The 20,968-nt window shown below is 58.7% G+C and carries 18 protein-coding genes; all 18 read left to right on the top strand.

Features of this window, described 5'->3' with window-relative positions:
- The first annotated feature begins 25 nt into the window (after positions 1-25).
- Positions 26-304: a cold shock domain-containing protein gene (locus AOC04_RS04675; RefSeq protein ID WP_060691370.1), complete on the top strand. Its 279-nt coding sequence runs from the start codon at positions 26-28 to the stop codon at positions 302-304.
- 474 nt (positions 305-778) lie between these two features.
- The gene (locus AOC04_RS04670) at positions 779-3,001 is read left to right on the top strand and encodes an NADP-dependent isocitrate dehydrogenase (RefSeq protein WP_060691369.1); all 2,223 of its coding nucleotides are present in this window, start codon (positions 779-781) and stop codon (positions 2,999-3,001) included.
- A gap of 234 nt (positions 3,002-3,235) precedes the next feature.
- Positions 3,236-3,682 (top strand): NUDIX hydrolase, encoded by a 447-nt coding sequence (locus tag AOC04_RS04665; protein WP_060691368.1) that lies wholly within the window; start codon positions 3,236-3,238, stop codon positions 3,680-3,682.
- Between the two features lie 59 nt (positions 3,683-3,741).
- Positions 3,742-4,875, top strand: a complete 1,134-nt coding sequence (mnmA, locus tag AOC04_RS04660) for a tRNA 2-thiouridine(34) synthase MnmA (RefSeq protein WP_060691367.1) — start codon at positions 3,742-3,744, stop codon at positions 4,873-4,875.
- Positions 4,872-5,495: a high frequency lysogenization protein HflD gene (hflD, locus tag AOC04_RS04655; RefSeq protein ID WP_060691366.1), complete on the top strand. Its 624-nt coding sequence runs from the start codon at positions 4,872-4,874 to the stop codon at positions 5,493-5,495. Before mnmA ends, hflD begins: the two co-directional genes overlap by 4 nt.
- Positions 5,496-5,623: 128 nt before the next feature.
- The gene (gene purB / locus AOC04_RS04650; protein WP_060691365.1) at positions 5,624-6,994 is read left to right on the top strand and encodes an adenylosuccinate lyase; all 1,371 of its coding nucleotides are present in this window, start codon (positions 5,624-5,626) and stop codon (positions 6,992-6,994) included.
- 83 nt (positions 6,995-7,077) lie between these two features.
- Positions 7,078-8,244: a ribosomal protein uL16 3-hydroxylase gene (locus AOC04_RS04645; protein ID WP_060691364.1), complete on the top strand. Its 1,167-nt coding sequence runs from the start codon at positions 7,078-7,080 to the stop codon at positions 8,242-8,244.
- A complete protein-coding gene (locus AOC04_RS04640; RefSeq protein ID WP_060691363.1) occupies positions 8,237-8,659 on the top strand; it encodes a GNAT family N-acetyltransferase in 423 nt (140 codons plus the stop codon). The genes AOC04_RS04645 and AOC04_RS04640 overlap by 8 nt, the downstream gene beginning before the upstream one ends.
- 149 nt (positions 8,660-8,808) lie before the next feature.
- Positions 8,809-9,537, top strand: a complete 729-nt coding sequence (locus tag AOC04_RS04635; RefSeq protein WP_060691362.1) for a secretin N-terminal domain-containing protein — start codon at positions 8,809-8,811, stop codon at positions 9,535-9,537.
- A gap of 248 nt (positions 9,538-9,785) precedes the next feature.
- Entirely contained in the window at positions 9,786-11,111 is a 1,326-nt protein-coding gene (aceA, locus tag AOC04_RS04630) for an isocitrate lyase (protein WP_060691361.1), read from the top strand.
- Positions 11,112-11,741: 630 nt separating this feature from the next.
- Positions 11,742-12,155, top strand: coding sequence for an NADH-quinone oxidoreductase subunit A (locus AOC04_RS04625; protein WP_003446990.1), 414 nt, complete (start codon positions 11,742-11,744; stop codon positions 12,153-12,155).
- A 10-nt stretch (positions 12,156-12,165) separates the two neighbouring features.
- Positions 12,166-12,840 carry a NuoB/complex I 20 kDa subunit family protein gene (locus tag AOC04_RS04620; protein WP_060691360.1) on the top strand — a complete coding sequence of 225 codons (675 nt, stop codon included), beginning with the start codon at positions 12,166-12,168 and terminating at the stop codon, positions 12,838-12,840.
- A gap of 72 nt (positions 12,841-12,912) precedes the next feature.
- Entirely contained in the window at positions 12,913-14,697 is a 1,785-nt protein-coding gene (nuoC, locus tag AOC04_RS04615; RefSeq protein WP_003446985.1) for an NADH-quinone oxidoreductase subunit C/D, read from the top strand.
- Between the two features lie 2 nt (positions 14,698-14,699).
- A complete protein-coding gene (gene nuoE / locus AOC04_RS04610) occupies positions 14,700-15,197 on the top strand; it encodes an NADH-quinone oxidoreductase subunit NuoE (RefSeq protein WP_010656198.1) in 498 nt (165 codons plus the stop codon).
- On the top strand, positions 15,194-16,549 hold the full coding sequence (nuoF, locus tag AOC04_RS04605) for an NADH-quinone oxidoreductase subunit NuoF (protein WP_060691359.1): 1,356 nt from the start codon (positions 15,194-15,196) through the stop codon (positions 16,547-16,549). Before nuoE ends, nuoF begins: the two co-directional genes overlap by 4 nt.
- Before the next feature lie 132 nt (positions 16,550-16,681).
- Positions 16,682-19,396, top strand: a complete 2,715-nt coding sequence (gene nuoG, locus AOC04_RS04600) for an NADH-quinone oxidoreductase subunit NuoG (protein WP_060691358.1) — start codon at positions 16,682-16,684, stop codon at positions 19,394-19,396.
- Positions 19,393-20,400: an NADH-quinone oxidoreductase subunit NuoH gene (gene nuoH / locus AOC04_RS04595; RefSeq protein WP_060691357.1), complete on the top strand. Its 1,008-nt coding sequence runs from the start codon at positions 19,393-19,395 to the stop codon at positions 20,398-20,400. The genes nuoG and nuoH overlap by 4 nt, the downstream gene beginning before the upstream one ends.
- Positions 20,401-20,412: 12 nt before the next feature.
- Positions 20,413-20,961, top strand: a complete 549-nt coding sequence (gene nuoI, locus AOC04_RS04590) for an NADH-quinone oxidoreductase subunit NuoI (RefSeq protein WP_003446975.1) — start codon at positions 20,413-20,415, stop codon at positions 20,959-20,961.
- Positions 20,962-20,968: the final 7 nt, after the last annotated feature.

Genomic DNA, 20,968 nt, shown 5'->3' with positions numbered 1-20,968 from the left:
TCGTTTGCAGCAGAGGGATATGAGTATGCAAGGCAAGGTCAAGTGGTTCAACAATGCCAAGGGCTTCGGCTTTATCAATACAGAGGCCAAGGAAGGCAAAGACGACGACGGAAAAGAAATCGACTTCTTTGCCCACTTTTCCGCCATCCAGATGGACGGCTATAAAACACTCAAGGCCGGCCAGCCCGTAAGCTTCGAGATTACTCAAGGTCCAAAGGGCCTGCATGCCGTAGCGATTACCGATGCAAAAGCCATTGCGCCATCGCCTATCACCGAGTCAGAGGTGAACAGCCTGCAGGTCTGACCCGCCCGCATAAACCACCCCCATAAAAAACCGTCCGGCTCATTCACTCGAACCGGACGGTTTTTTTATGGCGCCTTGATCTCGCCGTATCCCATGCACAACTCCACTTATGGGTACCCGCCATGTCAGCCCCGAAAACAAAGGCCAAAGCCCAGGATACCCGCATAGCGGGCGACCCATTCTTAGACCAATGGATGACCGTCGATATTGCGCGGCCCTCGCAGGAACATTAGTGACCTATGTATACTGCGCCGGTGACCACGGAGTCACTCAGATACACCTACTGGAATGAGTCTTTCAGGCCTAGAAAGGCTGAGTCGTTACCCCGGCTCGACCGCTTGACGCTCTACTGATGCATTCACATCACCGCGAAGAACCTCGACTTTCGGCTCATTGTTCACTGTGAACGAAAGCGCCTACCCTGCGCATCTCGAGTATCTGAGCACGCTCAGCAAAGAAGAGAGTTAATCCGAAATGCCCAACCGTTCGAAGATCATCTACACCTTCACCGACGAAGCTCCGGCGCTCGCCACCTATTCACTGCTGCCTATCATCGAAGCCTTTACCGCTAGCGCTGATATCGCCGTTGAGACGCGCGACATCTCTCTGGCGGGCCGTATCCTCGCCAGCTTCCCCGAGCAATTGGGTGCCAAGGCTGTAGCAGACCACCTCGCCGAACTGGGCGCCCTGGCCGTTACACCTGAAGCCAACATCATCAAGCTGCCTAACATCAGCGCCTCGGTCCCGCAATTGCAGGCCGCGATCAAAGAACTGCAAGCGCAGGGCTTTGACATTCCGGACTACCCGGAAACCGTGACCACTGACGCTGAGAAAGAAGTAAAAGCGCGTTACAGCAAAGTCATGGGCAGCGCCGTAAACCCGGTACTGCGCGAAGGCAACTCCGACCGCCGCGCACCGCTGTCGGTCAAAAACTACGCCCGCAAGCACCCGCATAAAATGGGCGCCTGGAGCGCAGACTCCAAATCCCACGTAGCTCATATGAGCGAAGGCGACTTCTACGGCAGCGAAAAAGCCGCCCTGATCGAAGCCCCGGGTAGCGTCAAGATCGAATTGATCGCTCAAGACGGCACTACCACTGTCCTGAAAGAGAAAACCTCCGTCCAGGCCGGCGAGATCATCGATTGCTCCGTCATGAGCAAAAAGGCATTGCGCGAGTTCATCGCGGCCGAAATCGAAGACGCCAAGAAAAAGGGCGTACTGTTCTCGGTTCACTTGAAAGCCACCATGATGAAGGTTTCCGACCCGATCATGTTCGGTCAGATCGTGGCTGAGTTCTATAAGGATGCGCTGGAAAAACACGCAGACATCCTGAAAGAAATCGGTTTCAACCTGAACAACGGTATCGGCGACCTGTACACCCGCATCAAGGCCCTGCCGGCCGAGAAGCAAGCTGAAATCGAAGCCGACATCGAAGCTGTCTACGCCAACCGCCCTGCGCTGGCGATGGTCAACTCCGACAAAGGCATCACCAACCTGCACGTACCGAGTGACGTTATCGTCGACGCCTCGATGCCGGCCATGATTCGTGATTCCGGCAAAATGTGGAACACGCAAGGTCAGTTGCAAGACACCAAAGCCGTGATCCCTGATCGCTGCTACGCCACTATCTACCAGGCGACCATCGAAGACTGCCAGAAGCACGGCGCCTTCGATCCGACCACCATGGGCAGCGTTCCGAACGTTGGCCTGATGGCACAGAAAGCCGAAGAGTACGGTTCCCACGACAAAACCTTCCAGATCAAGGCCGATGGCATTGTTCGCGTAACCGACAGCAACGGCAACGTGCTGATGGAGCAGAAGGTTGAAGAAGGCGATATCTGGCGCATGTGCCAGGCCAAGGACGCGCCGATCCGCGACTGGGTCAAACTGGCCGTCAACCGTGCCCGTGCCAGCAACACACCTGCCGTGTTCTGGCTGGACCCTAAGCGTAGCCATGACGCCGAGATGATCAAAAAGGTAGAAACTTACCTGAAGGATCACGACACCAGCGGCCTGGACATTCGCATCATGGCGCCGGTCGATGCCATGAACTTCACCCTGGAACGCACCCGTGCGGGTCTGGACACCATCTCGGTGACCGGCAACGTACTGCGCGACTACCTGACTGACCTGTTCCCGATCATGGAACTGGGCACCAGCGCCAAAATGCTTTCGATCGTTCCGTTGATGAATGGCGGCGGTCTGTTTGAAACCGGCGCAGGCGGTTCGGCACCCAAGCACGTGCAACAACTGCTGGAAGAAAACTTCCTGCGCTGGGACTCGCTGGGTGAGTTCCTGGCTCTGGCAGCCTCCCTCGAACACCTGGGCACGACCTACAACAACCCGAAAGCGTTGGTGCTGGCCAAGACCCTGGACCAGGCCACCGGCCAGTTCCTCGACAACAACAAATCGCCATCGCGCAAAGTCGGCAACATCGACAACCGCGGCAGCCACTTCTACCTGGCGCTGTACTGGGCTCAAGCCCTGGCCGCCCAGACTGAAGACAAAGAACTGCAAGCGCAGTTTGCCCCTGTGGCAAAAGCCCTGGCCGAGAACGAGGCAAAAATTGTTGCCGAACTCAACGCCGTACAGGGCAAGCCGGTCGACATCGGTGGTTACTACCACGCCGACGCCGACAAGGTGAGCAAAGTAATGCGCCCTAGCCCAACACTGAATGCGATCATCGCCTCAGCGTAAGAGCAACAGGCAACAACACAAACCCCGGCCCACGACGCCGGGGTTTGTGTTTTTGGGCCTGACTGTCTCGTAGCAGCTGCCGAAGGCTGCGTCCGGCGGCGCAGTCGGCGTAGAATCGATGCCCGCAATTTGTCAGTTACACCGCACACTCAGGTTTGACGATTGCTCTGCAAACGGACGCAGCCTTCGGCAGCTGCTACGAAAATCAGCCACGCCTTACTAGCGAGATACCTCATGGAATGGAAACCCCACATCACCGTCGCCACTGTCGTTGAGGACAATGGCCGCTTTCTTATGGTTGAAGAGCTCAAAGGCGAGCGCGCCGTGCTCAATCAACCGGCCGGCCATCTCGACCCGGACGAAAGCCTGATCGACGCCGCGATCCGCGAAACCCTCGAAGAAACCGGCTACGACGTCGAACTTACCGGCGTGATCGGCATTTATCTGTACACCGCCCCCAGCAACGGCGTGACCTACCAGCGCGTGTGCTTTGCCGGCAAAGCCATTAAACACCACCCCGACTACCAGTTGGACACCGGCATCATCGGCCCGCTCTGGATGACCCGTGACGAGCTCATCGAGCAACGTCATCGCTGGCGCAGCGAGCTGAGCCTGCAGTGCATCGACGATTATCTGAGCGGTAAACTGTTCGACCTGACGTTAATCCGCCCTTCGGTTTAGCCTTGAGCGCTCGGGCCTGCTAGAATCGCGTCCTTTTTCAAGACACTCATTGAAACCTTATGCGTGATCCAGCCTTAGTCGCCCCCGAAAAGCAGCGCGTCATTGTCGGCATGTCCGGCGGTGTCGATTCTTCCGTTTCCGCCGTTCTGCTCATCGAGCAGGGCTACCAGGTGGAAGGCCTGTTCATGAAGAACTGGGAGGAAGACGACGGAACGGATTATTGCACCGCCATGGATGACCTGGCAGACGCCCAGGCCGTGTGCGACAAAATCGGCATCAAGCTGCACACCGCCAACTTTGCCGCCGAGTACTGGGACAACGTGTTCGAACATTTTCTGGCCGAATACAAGGCCGGACGCACGCCGAACCCCGACATCCTGTGCAACCGTGAAATCAAGTTCAAGGCGTTCCTCGACTACGCCCTGATGCTGGGTGCCGATCTGATCGCCACCGGCCACTATGTGCGCCGCCGCGATATTGACGGCCGCACCGAGCTGCTCAAGGGCCTGGACACGAACAAGGACCAAAGCTATTTCCTGCACGCCGTCGGCGGTGAGCAAATCGCCAAGACCCTGTTCCCGGTCGGCGAACTGGAAAAACCGGAAGTGCGCAAAATTGCTGAAAAGCACGACCTGGCCACCGCTAAGAAAAAAGACTCCACCGGGATCTGCTTCATCGGCGAGCGCCGCTTCAGCGATTTCCTCAAGCAGTACCTGCCAGCCCAACCGGGCGAGATCAAAAACACCGAAGGTGAAGTCATAGGCCGTCACCACGGCCTGATGTACCACACCATCGGCCAGCGTCAGGGCCTGGGCATCGGCGGCCTCAAAGACGCCAGCGACGAGCCGTGGTACGTGCTGATCAAAGACCTCGAGCACAACGAACTGATCGTCGGCCAGGGCAACGATCACCCATGGCTGTTTTCCCGCGCCCTGCTTGCATCGGAAATCTACTGGGTCAATCCGATCGACCTGAGCACCCCGCTGCGCCTGACGGCCAAGGTCCGCTATCGCCAGAGCGACCAGCCTTGCACGCTGGAAAAGACTGCCAACGGCTACCGCGCCACGTTCGATGATCCGCAACGCGCCGTCACCCCTGGCCAGTCCGTGGTGTTTTACGATGGCGAAGTCTGTCTGGGCGGCGGCGTTATTGAAGTCGCTGAGCCCTGGACCAGCAAGGACAGCCGCGCATGAACCCCACTCAGGAGCAACTGATAGCCCTGGGCGGTGTATTCCTCGCTGCTGTACTGGTAGACAAGATCGCCAAGACCGGCCAGGTCAGCGAAGCCGACTTGAGCTGCATGCTTGGCAGCCTGCTGATTCGCGACCCCAAAGACACGCTCGAAGTCTATGGCGGTGACGACATCAACCTGCGCGAAGGCTACCGGGCCCTGATCGGCGCTCTTGAGCGCGACCCCAATACTCTACAGCGCGAGCCCTTGCGCTACGCCCTGTCGATGCTCGGCCTTGAGCGCCAGCTGGCCAAGCGCGAAGACATGCTGGAACTGATCGGCAAGCGTTTGCCGCAGATCCATTCACAGGTCGAGCACTTCGGTCCGGCCCATGAAAACGTGGTAGCCGCCTGTGGCGCGCTGTACCAGGACACCTTGAGCACTCTTCGGCAGCGCATCCAGGTCCACGGTGACATGCGCAACCTGCAACAACCGAGCAACGCCTCAAAAATTCGCGCCCTGCTGCTGGCCGGTATCCGCTCAGCACGACTTTGGCGTCAATTGGGTGGCCATCGCTGGCAGCTGGTAATCAGCCGCCGCAAGCTGCTCAAAGAGCTTTACCCGATGCTGCGCGGAAACTGATACACGCCAGCAGGCACACTTTGTAACGTCGATATGCGTATGACGCCGGTCAGTTGGCAACGGACCGGCCGTTTTTTTCATGTATGATACGCGCCCCATTTCGTTGCCCGACTGTCCGAGAACACCCCATGCAGCTTTCTTCGCTCACTGCGGTTTCCCCTGTTGACGGCCGCTACGCCGGCAAAACCCAGGCCCTGCGCCCGATTTTCAGCGAATACGGCTTGATCCGTGCCCGCGTTCTGGTTGAAGTCCGCTGGCTCCAGCGCCTGGCTGCTCACGCCGCCATTCCTGAAGTCCCGGCTTTCTCCGCCGAAGCCAACGCCGTTCTGAATGAACTGGCCGAAAACTTCTCTCTGGAACACGCCGAGCGCGTCAAAGAGATCGAGCGCACCACCAACCACGACGTCAAAGCCATTGAGTACCTGCTCAAGGAACAGGCCGCCAAACTGCCTGAACTGGCCAACGTCAGTGAGTTCATCCACTTTGCCTGCACCAGCGAGGACATCAACAACCTGTCCCACGCACTGATGCTGCGCGAAGGCCGTGATGACGTGATGCTGCCGCTGATGCGCCAGACCGCAGAAGCCATCCGCGAACTGGCAATCAAGTTCGCTGACGTGCCGATGCTGTCGCGCACCCACGGCCAACCGGCTTCGCCGACCACCCTGGGCAAAGAGCTGGCCAACGTGGTTTACCGCCTGGAGCGTCAAATCGCTCAGGTTGCTGCAGTCCCGCTGCTGGGCAAAATCAACGGCGCCGTGGGCAACTACAACGCCCACCTGTCGGCCTACCCGCAGATCGACTGGGAAGCCAATGCCCGCGCCTTCATCGAAGACGAGCTGGGCCTGGGGTTCAACCCGTACACCACACAGATCGAGCCGCACGACTATATCGCCGAGCTGTTCGACGCCATCGCGCGCTTCAACACCATCCTGATCGACTTCGATCGCGATATCTGGGGCTACATCTCCCTGGGCTACTTCAAGCAGCGCACCATCGCCGGCGAAATCGGCTCCTCGACGATGCCGCACAAGGTCAACCCGATCGACTTCGAAAACTCCGAAGGCAACCTGGGTATCGCCAACGCCCTGTTCCAGCACCTGGCCAGCAAATTGCCAATTTCCCGCTGGCAGCGCGACCTGACTGACTCCACCGTACTGCGCAACCTCGGCGTAGGCTTTGCGCACAGCGTTATCGCGTACGAAGCCAGCCTCAAAGGCATCAGCAAGCTTGAGCTTAACGCTCAGAAGATCGCTGCCGACCTGGACGCCTGCTGGGAAGTCCTGGCCGAACCGATCCAGACCGTAATGCGTCGCTACAACATTGAAAACCCGTACGAGAAGCTCAAAGAGCTGACCCGCGGCAAGGGCATCAGCCCGCAAGCACTGCAAACTTTCATCGACGGCCTTGAAATGCCGCAAGCGGCTAAAGCCGAGCTGAAATTGCTGACGCCAGCCAATTACATTGGTAACGCCATCGAGCAGGCCAAGCGCATCTGACCGCTGCAACGACCTACTAACGCCCGGCCGTGCCGGGCGTTTTTATTCCCGATTACAAAGCGCAATTTTTCAATAGGTTACACATGAATCCTGATATTCCTCTTCAACTTCTGGGCGGCATCACTGCACGCGAATTCCTGCGCGACTACTGGCAGAAGAAACCGTTGCTGATCCGTCAGGCCATTCCTGACTTCGAAAGCCCGATCGACGCCGACGAACTGGCCGGTCTGGCACTTGAAGAAGAAGTCGAATCACGCCTGGTCATCGAACACGGCGAGCGCCCGTGGGAATTGCGCCGCGGCCCGTTCGCCGAAGACGAGTTCGGCAAACTGCCGGAGCGTGAGTGGACCTTGCTGGTACAAGCGGTCGATCAGTTCGTGCCTGAAGTCGGCGAGCTGCTGGAAAACTTCCGCTTCCTGCCAAGCTGGCGTATCGACGACGTGATGATCAGTTATGCCGCCCCGGGTGGCAGCGTTGGTCCGCATTTCGATAACTACGACGTGTTTTTGCTGCAAGGCCACGGCAAGCGCCACTGGCAGATCGGCCAGATGTGCGATTCCGACAGCAAGCTGCTGGAACACGCCGACCTGCGCATCCTGGCCGACTTCCAGGCCACCGACGAGTGGACCCTGGAGCCGGGCGACATGCTGTACCTGCCACCGCGCCTGGCGCACTGCGGCGTGGCCGTAGATGACTGCCTGACCTACTCGGTAGGTTTCCGCGCCCCAAGCGCAGCTGAAGTGCTGACCCATTTCACCGACTTCCTCAGCCAGTACCTGCCGGACGAAGAGCGCTACACCGACGCCGACGCGCAACCGGTCAGCGACCCGCACCAGATCCAGCACGATGCACTGGACCGCCTCAAAGGCTTGCTGACCGAGCACATGAGCGATGAGCGCATGCTGCTGACCTGGTTCGGCCAATTCATGACCGAGCCGCGCTACCCGGAACTCGTGACCGGGCCAGAGCTCGAAGAAGAAGACCTGCTGGGCAGCCTGGAACAGGGCGCTGTCCTGATCCGCAACCCGAGCGCCCGCCTGGCCTGGTCCGAAGTCGATGAAGACCTGCTGCTGTTCGCCAGCGGCCAAAGCCGCCTGCTGCCGGGCAAGCTGCGTGAACTGCTGAAAATGATCTGTGCCGCCGATGCACTGCACAGTGACAACCTCGGCCCATGGCTGGCCGATGAAGACGGACGCAACCTGCTCTGCGAGCTGGTTAAACAAGGAAGCCTGGGGTTCGCCGATGAATAGGATTCACGTACGTGTCGCCAGCTGGCAAAAGGACAACGCCGAACTTCGACGCATTCGTGAAGCGGTGTTTATTGCCGAGCAACATGTCCCGCCCGAACTGGAGTGGGACGCAGACGATGCCGACGCAGTGCATTTTCTGGCCTATGAGGGCGACTTTCCGATTGGTACCGCCAGGCTCTTGCCAGACGGCCATATCGGCCGGGTTTCGGTGCTTAAGGACTGGCGCGGCCTGAAAGTCGGCGATGCGCTGATGCAGGCGACCATCAACGAAGCTGAAAAGCGCGGACTGAAGCAACAAATGCTCAGTGCACAGGTACACGCCACGCCATTCTACGAGCGGCTGGGCTTCAAGATCGTCAGCGAGGAGTTCCTGGAAGCAGGTATTCCACATGTTGATATGGTGCGTGCGAGCTGACTGTCACGGCTGGCACATACCCTGTGGGAGCGGGCGAGTCCGCTTCCACAAAAGATCCCGCGTAACGCCCCGCCATCTTCGGATCGCAGGGCGTTTTGCTATCTGGCACACTCCCCACATGCCTTTTCAGCATTGCGGAGATAACGGATATGTCCCTACGCGCCATCATCACCAGCCTGATATTGCTCTCCAGCATCAGCGCTCAGGCCGATACCCAGGTCATTACTCTGCAGAACCGCACCAGCGCCGACCTGCTACCCATTGCACAAAACTTTATCGGTAAAAACGGCAAGGTCAGCGCTTACGGCAATCAATTGATCGTCGAAGCACCGGCACAAAAAATTCAAAACCTCGAAAATCTGCTATCGCAACTCGACAAACCGGCCAGGCGCTTACTGATCACCGTCGATACCAGCGACACCAACCTCCCGGCTCCCGACGCCAATACCCGCGTGATCAGTACCGCCAGCCGCGACGGCGGAATTCAGCAAATCCAGGCCACCGAAGGCGTGCCCGCGCTGATTCAGACCGGACAGAGCGTGCCCCTCACCAGCCTGCGGACAGACGCCTATGGCCGGGTCCTCACACAAACGGATTACCGGGACGTGACCCGCGGGATGTACGTAACGGCGAACGTAACAGGTGAAACGGTACACCTGGCCATCAGCAGTCATCGCGACCGCATGAGCCAGGAACAGCCGGATGTAGTGAACATTCAAAATACCGACACACAGGTCAGCGGCCCCTTGGGCCAGTGGATCACACTGGCCGGCATCAACGGCCAGAGCCAGGCCGGACAGCAAGCCGGAACCCGCAACTACTCTACTCAAAACCGGGATGACATGACCTTGCGGGTCAAAGTAGATGCTCTCGACTAAAAGGCCCAAAACTGACCGGCAAGTCGTTTTTCAGTAAATATGTAGTGTCTTTAAAAAAGCACTACAAAACATTTGACGACGTAAAAATGCAGAGGCATGATGGCCCCGCTCCCGCTACTCAGAGGCCCCCAAATGGCTCTGGGCCTGCACGGCCGATAGCGAGTAGCCATTCACGCTTAACAACATTGTTGTGTGCCTGGTGGAGCAATTACTTTTCAACCCAGACCTATGCGACGAGGTTTATCTCCATGGCACTGACACGCGAACAGCAAATTGCAGCCCTTGAAAAAGACTGGGCCGAAAACCCACGCTGGAAAGGCGTGACTCGCGATTACTCCGCTGCTGACGTGGTCCGCCTGCGCGGCTCGGTTCAACCCGAGCACACCTTTGCAAAACTGGGCGCTGACAAGCTGTGGAAACTGGTGACACAGGGCGCACACCCGTCCTTCCGTCCCGAGAAAGATTTCGTCAACTGCATGGGCGCCCTGACCGGGGGCCAAGCAGTACAACAGGTTAAAGCCGGCATCCAGGCTATTTACCTGTCGGGCTGGCAAGTGGCAGCAGACAACAACTCTGCTGAATCCATGTACCCCGATCAGTCTCTGTACCCGGTGGACTCAGTACCCACCGTGGTCAAGCGCATCAACAACTCGTTCCGCCGCGCCGACCAGATCCAGTGGAAAGCTGGCAAGAACCCGGGCGACCAGGGTTACATCGACTACTTCGCACCGATCGTTGCCGACGCTGAAGCCGGTTTCGGCGGCGTTCTGAACGCCTACGAACTGATGAAGAGCATGATCGAAGCAGGCGCCGCCGGCGTTCACTTCGAAGATCAGCTGGCCTCGGTTAAAAAATGCGGTCACATGGGTGGCAAGGTACTGGTGCCCACCCAGGAAGCCGTACAAAAGCTGACCGCTGCTCGTCTGGCTGCAGACGTCGCGGGCACCCCGACCATCATTCTGGCCCGCACCGACGCCAATGCGGCTGATCTGCTGACCTCTGATTGCGACCCGTACGACCAGCCATTCGTGACCGGCGAGCGGACCAAGGAAGGCTTCTACAAAGTACGTGCAGGCCTGGACCAGGCTATTGCTCGCGGCCTGGCCTATGCTCCATATGCCGACCTGATCTGGTGCGAAACCGCCAAACCGGACCTGGACGAAGCGCGCCGCTTTGCTGAAGCGATCAAAAAGGAATACCCGGACCAACTGCTGTCGTACAACTGCTCACCTTCCTTCAACTGGAAGAAAAACCTGGACGACGCGACCATCGCCAAGTTCCAGCGTGAATTGTCGGCAATGGGCTACAAGCACCAGTTCATTACCCTGGCCGGCATCCACAACATGTGGCACAGCATGTTCAACCTGGCGCACGACTACGCCCGCAACGACATGACCGCCTACGTGAAACTGCAGGAACAGGAGTTCGCAGACGCCGCAAAAGGCTACACCTTTGTGGCGCATCAGCAGGAAGTGGGCACCGGCTACTTCGATGATATGACCACCGTGATTCAAGGCGGCTCTTCTTCCGTAACCGCCCTGACCGGCTCGACTGAAGAAGAACAGTTCCACTGATTGAGCACCACACACAGAAACAGAGACATTGCCTGACCTGCAGAGAAAAATACGCGATGCCTTGAACATGACGCCCCGACCGGTTCGGGGCGTTTTTTTTTGCGACCCCTTTTTAGGCAGGAGCTGGCTGCCAGCGATAGCCTCAATTGTTCCGTCCAGCACGACAGGATCGCTGACAAGCCAGCTCCCTCAACCAGCCCACGTACCGTCTTCTTTTGAATCGACAAAAAACTGATCCAGGTCCATACCCGAAAACAAGAATCAGGTAAAAAGCCAAGTCCAAAACTTGCATCCCATACATATATAAGCCAACTTCCACACACCCCTGCAGCGGAGGCCCGACAGATACGCACTCAAACGATATCAATTATCATTTAGAGTGGATTTTATTGATTACTTTGCCGACAAAACATATTCGACAAAACACGCTGTAATGCCCGTGCTACGTGGGCTGGACAGGCTTCGTGACTGTCTCTACCACTAAAGGATTGAATTAATTCATCTTAGAAAATTTACTTGCCGGGTGTTTAGCCATAAAATCCCGGCCATCAATAGCGCTGCGACATATCGTCACTGCTTTATTTCTTTTTTAAGCTCAGAGACCCTTGCTCTCTGTTAAGGATTACCAGCATGCCCGAAGCGACAGGACTCATAGCCCACAACTGGGGCTTTGCCATTTTCCTTCTCGGTGTTGTCGGCCTTTGTGCCTTCATGCTCGGCGTCTCCAGCCTCCTCGGGTCAAAAGCCTGGGGTCGCAGCAAAAACGAACCGTTCGAGTCGGGCATGCTACCTACCGGTGGCGCCCGCTTGCGGCTCTCAGCCAAATTCTATCTGGTCGCGATGCTGTTCGTGATCTTCGATATCGAAGCCCTCTTTCTCTTTGCCTGGTCTGTGTCTGTTCGCGAAAGCGGCTGGACCGGATTCGTCGAAGCTCTCGTTTTCATAGCAATTCTGTTGGCAGGCCTTGTCTACCTATTTCGGGTGGGTGCTCTTGATTGGGCACCGGAAGCTCGTCGTAAGCGGCAGGCCAAGCTGAAACAATGAGGCTTTGGCGATGCAATACGAACTCACCAGGATCGACCCGGATGCTCCTAACGAGCAGTACCCGATCGGCGAACGGGAAACCGTTTCCGATCCGTTAGAAGATCAAGTCCACAAAAACATCTTCATGGGCAAGCTTGAGGACGTACTGAACAATACGGTCAATTGGGGACGTAAGAACTCCCTGTGGCCGTACAACTTCGGTCTGTCCTGCTGCTACGTGGAGATGACCACCGCCTTCACGGCGCCCCACGACATCGCGCGCTTTGGCGCCGAAGTTATCCGGGCATCGCCGCGTCAGGCGGATTTCATGGTTATTGCCGGTACCTGCTTCATCAAGATGGCGCCGATCATCCAGCGTCTCTATGAGCAAATGCTTGAGCCTAAATGGGTTATTTCCATGGGTTCTTGCGCCAACTCCGGCGGCATGTACGACATCTACTCCGTGGTTCAAGGGGTCGACAAGTTCCTGCCCGTGGACGTTTACGTGCCTGGCTGCCCACCCCGCCCAGAGGCTTTTCTGCAGGGCTTGATGCTCTTGCAAGAGTCGATTGGCCAGGAGCGTCGCCCACTTTCCTGGGTTGTCGGCGAACAAGGCGTTTATCGCGCCGAGATGCCGTCACAAAAGGAACAGCGCCGCGAACAGCGTATTCAGGTCACCAACCTGCGCAGCCCCGACGAAGTCTGATCCAGCTCTGCTTCTTTAATAGAACGAGACACTGGCTTCATTCTTTACGTTGACCGAAAGCGATAAAAAACCATGACTACAGGCTCCGCTCTGTACATCCCGCCTTATAAGGCTGACGACCAAGATGTGGTTGTCGAACTGAACACCCGTTTTGGCCCTGAGGCGTTCACTGCCCAGGCCACGCGCACCGGCATGCCGGTGCTTTGGGTTACCCGCGCGAAACTGGTTGAAGTACTGACCTTCCTGCGCAACCTGCCAAAACCCTACGTCATGCTCTACGACTTGCACGGTGTGGACGAACGTCTGCGCACCAAGCGCCAGGGCCTGCCATCGGGCGCAGACTTCACCGTCTTCTATCACCTGATGTCGCTTGAACGTAACAGCGACGTCATGATCAAGGTGGCGCTGTCCGAAAGTGACCTGAGCGTGCCGACCATCACCGGTATCTGGCCGAACGCCAACTGGTACGAGCGTGAAGTCTGGGACATGTTCGGTATCGACTTCAAAGGTCACCCGCACCTGTCGCGCATCATGATGCCGCCGACCTGGGAAGGTCACCCGCTGCGCAAGGACTTCCCGGCCCGTGCCACTGAGTTCGATCCGTACAGCCTGACGCTGGCCAAGGTTCAGCTGGAAGAAGAAGCCGCCCGTTTCAAACCCGAAGACTGGGGCATGAAGCGTTCCGGGGAAAACGAGGACTACATGTTCCTCAACCTCGGTCCCAACCACCCTTCTGCTCACGGTGCCTTCCGCATCATTCTGCAGCTGGACGGTGAAGAGATTGTCGACTGCGTGCCGGACGTCGGCTACCACCACCGTGGTGCCGAGAAAATGGCCGAGCGTCAGTCCTGGCACAGCTTCATCCCGTACACCGACCGTATCGACTACCTCGGCGGCGTGATGAACAACCTGCCGTACGTACTCTCGGTCGAGAAACTGGCGGGTATCAAGGTTCCGGACCGGGTAGACACCATCCGCATCATGATGGCCGAGTTCTTCCGGATCACCAGCCACCTGCTGTTCCTGGGGACTTACATCCAGGACGTGGGCGCAATGACCCCGGTGTTCTTCACGTTCACCGACCGTCAGCGCGCTTACAAGGTGATCGAAGCCATCACCGGCTTCCGTTTGCACCCGGCCTGGTACCGCATCGGCGGCGTTGCCCACGACCTGCCGAACGGCTGGGAACGCCTGGTCAAGGAATTCATCGACTGGATGCCCAAGCGTCTGGACGAGTACCAGAAAGCCGCTCTGGACAACAGCATCCTGCGTGGCCGTACCATCGGCGTTGCCGCCTACAACACCAAAGAAGCCCTGGAATGGGGCGTCACCGGTGCCGGCCTGCGTTCCACCGGCTGCGATTTCGACCTGCGTAAAGCGCGTCCGTACTCCGGCTACGAGAACTTCGAGTTTGAAGTACCGCTGGCGGCCAATGGCGATGCCTACGACCGCTGCATCGTGCGTGTCGAAGAGATGCGCCAGAGCCTGAAAATCATCGAGCAGTGCATGCGCAACATGCCGGCCGGCCCGTACAAGGCGGATCACCCGCTGACCACGCCGCCGCCTAAAGAGCGCACGTTGCAACACATCGAGACCTTGATTACGCACTTCCTGCAAGTTTCGTGGGGCCCGGTAATGCCGGCCAACGAATCCTTCCAGATGATCGAAGCGACCAAGGGCATCAACAGTTATTACCTGACGAGCGACGGCGGCACCATGAGCTACCGCACCCGGATTCGCACCCCAAGCTTCCCGCACCTGCAGCAGATCCCTTCGGTGATCAAAGGCGAAATGGTCGCGGACTTGATTGCGTACCTGGGTAGTATCGATTTCGTTATGGCCGACGTGGACCGCTAAGCATGAACAGCACGCTTATCCAGACAGACCGTTTCGCCCTGAGCGAAACCGAGCGCTCGGCCATCGAGCACGAGTTGCATCACTACGAAGACCCGCGCGCGGCGTCGATCGAAGCCCTGAAGATCGTTCAGAAGGAACGTGGCTGGGTGCCTGATGGCGCGCTTTACGCCATCGGTGAAATGCTAGGCATACCTGCCAGCGACGTTGAAGGCGTGGCCACGTTCTACAGCCAGATCTTCCGTCAGCCAGTGGGCCGTCACATCATTCGCGTATGCGACAGCATGGTCTGCTACATCGGTGGCCACGAGTCCGTGGTCAGCGAAATCCAGAGCAAGCTGGGCATCGGCCTGGGCCAGACCACTGCAGACGGCCGTTTCACGCTGCTGCCGGTGTGCTGCCTGGGCAACTGCGACAAGGCGCCGGCGTTGATGATCGACGACGACACATTCGGTGACGTACAGCCTGCTGGCGTCGCCACGTTGTTGGAGGGCTACCCATGACCCTGACTTCTTTCGGACCTGCCAACCGCATCGCGCGGTCGCCGGAAACCCACCCTCTGACCTGGCGTCTGCGTGACGACGGCGAGCCGGTATGGCTTGACGAGTACCAGGCCAAGGACGGTTACGCGGCAGCCCGCAAGGCATTCGCCGACATGGCCACGGACGACATCGTCCAGACCGTGAAAGACGCCGGCCTCAAGGGCCGCGGCGGCGCCGGTTTCCCCACGGGCGTGAAGTGGGGGCTGATGCCCAAAGACGAATCCATGAACATCCGTTACCTGCTGTGTAACGCCGATGAAATGGAACCCAACACCTGGAAAGACCGCATGCTGATGGAGCAACTGCCCCATCTGCTGATCGAAGGCATGCTAATCAGTGCCCGCGCACTGAAAACCTACCGTGGCTATATCTTCCTGCGTGGCGAATATACCACCGCCGCCAAGCACCTTAACCGTGCCGTCGAAGAAGCCAAGGCAGCGGGCCTGCTGGGCAAGAACATCCTGGGCTCGGGGTTTGACTTCGAACTGTTCGTTCACACCGGCGCCGGGCGTTACATCTGCGGTGAAGAAACCGCACTGATCAACTCCCTCGAAGGCCGTCGCGCCAACCCGCGCTCCAAGCCGCCGTTCCCGGCAGCCGTGGGCGTATGGGGCAAGCCGACCTGCGTGAACAACGTTGAAACCCTGTGCAACGTCCCGGCCATCATTGGCAACGGTGTTGACTGGTACAAAGCCATTGCCCGCGAAGGCAGCGAAGACATGGGCACCAAGCTCATGGGCTTCTCAGGCAAGGTCAAGAACCCCGGCCTGTGGGAGCTGCCGTTTGGCGTGACCGCACGCGAGCTGTTCGAAGACTACGCCGGCGGCATGCGCGATGGCTTCAAGCTCAAGTGCTGGCAGCCAGGCGGCGCCGGTACGGGCTTCCTGCTGCCGGAGCACCTGGACGCACAAATGTACGCCGGTGGCATCGCCAAGGTCGGCACCCGTATGGGTACCGGTCTGGCCATGGCCGTCGACGACAGTGTCAACATGGTGTCCCTGCTGCGCAACATGGAACAGTTCTTCTCGCGCGAATCCTGCGGTTTCTGCACCCCTTGCCGTGATGGCCTGCCATGGAGCGTCAAGCTGCTGATGGCCATCGAAAACGGCGAAGGTCAGCCCGGCGATATCGAGACCTTGCTGGGTCTGGTCGGTTTCCTCGGCCCTGGCAAGACGTTCTGTGCACACGCACCGGGTGCCGTGGAGCCATTGGGCAGCGCGATCAAGTACTTCCGTCCAGAGTTCGAAGCCGGTATTGCGCAAGCAAAACCCGGGGTTCCACCTCTGGCACGCCCGATTGTAATCGGCGCGTAACGCTCTGAAGGAGAGCGGTCCGTGCCGCTCTCTGATCGTTCGATAACGCCGTAAGGCTGAGTTGCTTCGAACGCATAACAAGATTCCATTAGCCACGCCCGCTGACACCGGGCCAACGAAGACCTTTGAACCATGGCCACTATCCACGTAGACGGCAAAGATCTCGAAGTCGATGGGGCAGACAACCTGTTACAGGCGTGTCTGTCGCTAGGCCTCGATATCCCGTATTTCTGCTGGCACCCTGCCCTGGGCAGTGTTGGCGCTTGCCGCCAATGCGCCGTCAAGCAGTACACCGACGAGAACGACAAGCGTGGTCGTATCGTCATGTCATGCATGACCCCGGCCACCGACGGTAGCTGGATCTCCATCGACGACGAAGAGGCGAAAGTGTTTCGCGCCAGCGTTGTTGAATGGCTGATGACCAACCACCCGCACGACTGCCCTGTGTGCGAAGAAGGCGGCCACTGTCACCTGCAAGACATGACCGTGATGACCGGCCACAACGAGCGCCGCTATCGCTTCACCAAGCGGACTCACCAGAACCAGCAACTGGGCCCGTTCATTTCCCACGAAATGAACCGCTGCATCGCCTGCTATCGCTGCGTGCGCTTCTACAAAGACTACGCAGGCGGCACCGACCTCGGCGTATTTGGTGCCCACGACAACGTGTACTTCGGTCGCGTCGAAGACGGCGTGCTCGAAAGCGAGTTCTCGGGCAACCTCACCGAAGTCTGCCCGACCGGCGTGTTCACTGACAAAACCCACTCCGAGCGCTACAACCGCAAGTGGGACATGCAGTTTTCACCCAGCATCTGCCACGGTTGCTCCAGCGGCTGCAACATCAGCCCGGGCGAGCGTTATGGCGAGCTGCGCCGCATCGAAAACCGCTTCAACGGTTCGGTCAACCAGTACTTCCTGTGTGACCGTGGCCGTTTTGGCTATGGCTACGTCAACCGCACAGACCGCCCGCGTCAGCCATTGCTGGCCGACGGCAGCAAACTGAGCCTCGACGCTGCACTGGACAAGGCAGCCGACCTGCTGCGCGGTCGCAACATCGTCGGTATCGGTTCGCCACGTGCCAGTCTCGAAAGCAACTATGCGTTGCGCGAACTGGTCGGCGCCGAGCACTTCTACTCCGGCATCGAAGCCGGTGAGCTGGAGCGCATCCGTCTGGTGCTGCAAGTTCTGAAAGACAGCCCGTTGCCTGTGCCGAACATGCGTGAGATCGAAGATCACGACGCCATTTTCGTCCTCGGTGAAGACCTGACCCAGACCGCCGCCCGTATGGCGCTGTCGCTGCGTCAATCGGTCAAGGGCAAGGCCGAAGCAATGGCCGATGGCATGCGCGTACAGCCATGGCTCGATGCTGCAGTTAAAAACATTGGCCAACACGCCCTGTACCCGCTGTTCATCGCCAGCCTGGCTGAAACCAAGCTCGACGACGTGGCTGAAGAATGCGTACACGCAGCACCGGATGACCTGGCCCGTATCGGTTTCGCCGTGGCGCACGCCATCGACGCCAGCGCGCCAGCTGTTGCCGGCCTCGATGCAGAAGCCCTGGAACTGGCACACCGCATCGCCAGCGCCCTGCTTGCAGCCAAACGCCCACTGATCATTGCCGGTACTTCCCTGGGCTCCAAAGCCCTGATCGAAGCCGCGGGCAACATCGCCAAAGCCTTGCACCTGCGCGAAAAGGCCGGTTCCATCAGCCTGATCGTTCCGGAAGCCAACAGCCTTGGCCTGGCCATGCTCGGTGGCGAATCGGTAGACGCCGCACTGCAAACCGTGATCGACGGCAAAGCCGACGCCATCGTGGTGCTGGAAAACGACCTGTTTACCCGGGTTGATGCCGTCAAGGTCAACGCTGCGCTGGACGCCGCCAAAGTGGTGATCGTTGCCGATCATCAGAAGACAGCGACCACTGACCGTGCCGACCTGATTCTGCCAGCCGCCAGCTTTGCTGAGGGCGACGGTACGCTGGTCAGCCAGGAAGGCCGCGCCCAGCGCTTCTTCCAGGTGTTCGACCCGACTTACCTGGACGCCAGCATTCTGGTTCACGAAGGCTGGCGCTGGTTGCACGCCCTGCGCAGCACCCTGCTGAACAAGCCGGTTGACTGGACTCTGCTGGACCACGTGACGCAAGCCACTGCGGCCAGCACTCCAGCGTTGGCGCGTATCGTTGATGCCGCACCTTCTGCTGCGTTCCGTATCAAAGGTATGAAACTGGCCCGCGAACCGCTGCGTTACAGCGGCCGTACCGCCATGCGCGCCAACATCAGCGTGCATGAGCCTCGCACCCCGCAAGACCCGGACACCGCGTTCGCCTTCTCGATGGAAGGTTACTCGGGCTCCGTCGAGCCGCGCCAGCAGGTGCCGTTCGCCTGGTCGCCGGGCTGGAACTCGCCACAAGCATGGAACAAGTTCCAGGACGAAGTCGGCGGTCATATCCGTGCTGGCGACCCGGGCACCCGCCTGATCGAAAGCAACGGTGATTTGCTGAACTGGTTCGCCAGCATTCCGGGGGCTTTCAACCCGGCACGCGGCACCTGGCAAGTAGTGCCGTTCTACCACCTGCTGGGCAGCGAAGAGAACTCTTCCAAGGCCGCGCCGGTTCAAGAACGCATTCCGGCGGCTTACATCGCGCTGGCCAAGTCCGAAGCCGACCGTCTGGGTGTCAATGACGGCGCGCTGCTCAGTCTGAACGTTGCCGGTGTGACCCTGCGTCTGCCGCTGCGTATCAATGAAGAACTGGGTTCAGGTCTGGTGGCATTGCCTGCAGGGCTTGCCGGTATCCCGCCTGCGATCTTTGGTCTTACCGTTGACGGTTTGCAGGAGGCAGCCCAATGACCTGGTTTACGCCTGAAGTGATCGACGTGATTATCTCGGTACTCAAAGCAGTGGTCATCCTGCTTGCCGTGGTGGTCTGCGGCGCTCTGTTGAGCTGGGTCGAGCGTCGTTTGCTCGCCCTGTGGCAGGACCGCTACGGTCCGAACCGCGTTGGCCCGTTCGGCGCGTTTCAGATTGCTGCCGACATGATCAAGATGTTCTTCAAGGAAGACTGGACGCCGCCGTTTGCCGACAAGGTGATTTTCACCCTGGCACCGGTTGTGGCCATGAGCGCCTTGCTGATCGCCTTTGCGATCATCCCGATCACCCCGACCTGGGGCGTGGCGGACCTGAACATCGGCATCCTGTTCTTCTTCGCCATGGCCGGTCTGTCGGTGTACGCAGTGTTGTTCGCCGGCTGGTCCAGCAACAACAAGTTCGCCTTGCTGGGCGCCTTGCGTGCCTCGGCCCAGACCGTGTCCTACGAAGTGTTCATGGGCCTGGCGCTGATGGGCATCGTGGTGCAGGTTGGCTCGTTCAACATGCGCGACATCGTTGAATATCAAGCGCAGAACCTGTGGTTCATCATTCCGCAGATCTTCGGTTTCCTGACCTTCTTTATCGCTGGCGTCGCCGTGACTCACCGTCACCCCTTCGACCAGCCTGAAGCCGAGCAGGAGCTGGCCGATGGTTACCACATTGAATATGCCGGCATGAAATGGGGCATGTTCTTCGTCGGTGAATACATCGGGATCGTATTGATCTCGGCGTTGCTGGTGACTTTGTTCTTCGGTGGCTGGCACGGGCCTTTCGGCATCCTGCCGCAGATTCCGTTTATCTGGTTCGCCCTGAAGACCGCGTTTTTCATCATGATTTTCATCCTGCTGCGCGCTTCCATTCCGCGCCCGCGGTATGACCAGGTGATGGATTTCAGCTGGAAGTTCTGCCTGCCGCTGACCCTGATCAATTTGCTGGTGACCGCCGCAGTCGTGTTGTTGAACACGCCCGCCGGCGCGGTTCAGTGAGGATAGAGACCCATGTTCAAGTATCTGTTTGACATCGTGCATGGCACCTACACCCAGCTTCGCAGCCTGGTGATGGTGTTTGGCCATGCCTTCCGCAAGCGTGACACGCTGCAATACCCGGAAGAAGCGGTCTATCTGCCACCGCGCTATCGCGGGCGGATCGTCCTGACCCGCGACCCGGACGGCGAAGAGCGCTGTGTGGCCTGCAACCTGTGCGCCGTAGCGTGCCCGGTGGGCTGCATTTCGCTGCAAAAAGCCGAAACCGAAGATGGCCGTTGGTACCCGGAGTTTTTCCGCATCAACTTCTCACGCTGCATTTTTTGCGGCCTGTGTGAGGAAGCCTGCCCGACCACCGCGATCCAGCTGACTCCGGATTTCGAGATGGCCGAGTTCAAACGTCAGGATCTGGTGTACGAGAAAGAAGATCTGCTGATCTCCGGTCCCGGCAAGAACCCTGATTACAACTTCTATCGTGTTGCGGGTATGGCCGTTGAAGGCAAGCCGAAAGGCGCTGCCCAGAACGAAGCCGAGCCGATCAACGTGAAGAGCTTGCTGCCTTAAGGAAGAA

The sequence above is a fragment of the Pseudomonas versuta genome (genome assembly GCF_001294575.1).
Classification (GTDB): domain Bacteria; phylum Pseudomonadota; class Gammaproteobacteria; order Pseudomonadales; family Pseudomonadaceae; genus Aquipseudomonas; species Aquipseudomonas versuta.
Note: the sequence above shows the minus strand (reverse complement) of the source record. Positions and strands in the feature narration are given on the sequence as shown.